Source organism: Frankia sp. AgKG'84/4, from assembly GCF_023242965.2.
Lineage (GTDB): Bacteria > Actinomycetota > Actinomycetes > Frankiales > Frankiaceae > Frankia.
In genome coordinates this window covers 1-683 of sequence record NZ_JALKFU020000642.1, presented here as the reverse complement: position 1 = coordinate 683, position 683 = coordinate 1, and the positions used below count along the sequence as shown (strand labels likewise).

Sequence of the window (683 nt, the reverse complement as noted above, 5' to 3'; positions counted from 1 at the left end):
AAACTAAGATTGCCGGCATGACTTCCATTGCTTTTTTGAAGCCTGCCATAATCACGATTAAGTAGAACGGGATGAATACGGAAATGAATGGAAGCTGGCGGCCAACCATTTTCGATATTTCCATTGCCGGGATGCCTGTCGGGCCCTCTACCGCAATGACCGGGATCCCGATGGCCCCGAACGCCACGGGTGCCGTGTTGGCAATCAAGCACAGTCCCGCTGCATATAGCGGGTTAAAGCCCAGCCCGGCCAAAAGCGCGGCTGAAATCGCAACCGGAGCGCCAAAGCCTGCAGCACCTTCAAGGAATGCCCCGAACGAAAACGCTATCAATAATGCCTGGATCCGGCGGTCTTCTGTAATCGACAGCACCGAGTTGCGGATAATGTCAAACTGGCCGGTTTTCACGGTCAGCTTATATAAGAAAACGGAAGTGATGATGATCCATCCAATTGGCAATATCCCGTAAACCGCGCCCTGGGTGGCAGACATAACCGCCATACCCGCTGGCATCTTAAAAGCCAGCACCGCGACCAGCAAGGCCACGGCTAGTGTCGTAAGCCCGGCGATATGGCCTTTCATTCGTTTGATTGCAAGCGCCCAGAAAAAATATAAGATGGGAATCAGTGCAACAATGGCGGAGAGTGCGAGATTGTCTCCTACTGCAGTGAAATTTTGCTGAAAT

General features: G+C 52.1%; 1 protein-coding gene. It reads right to left on the bottom strand.

What is annotated here, in order from left to right; all coding sequences use genetic code 11:
* Window positions 1-683: L-lactate permease (locus tag MXD58_RS31765; RefSeq protein ID WP_250610011.1), on the bottom strand; the 683-nt coding region annotated here is incomplete at both ends.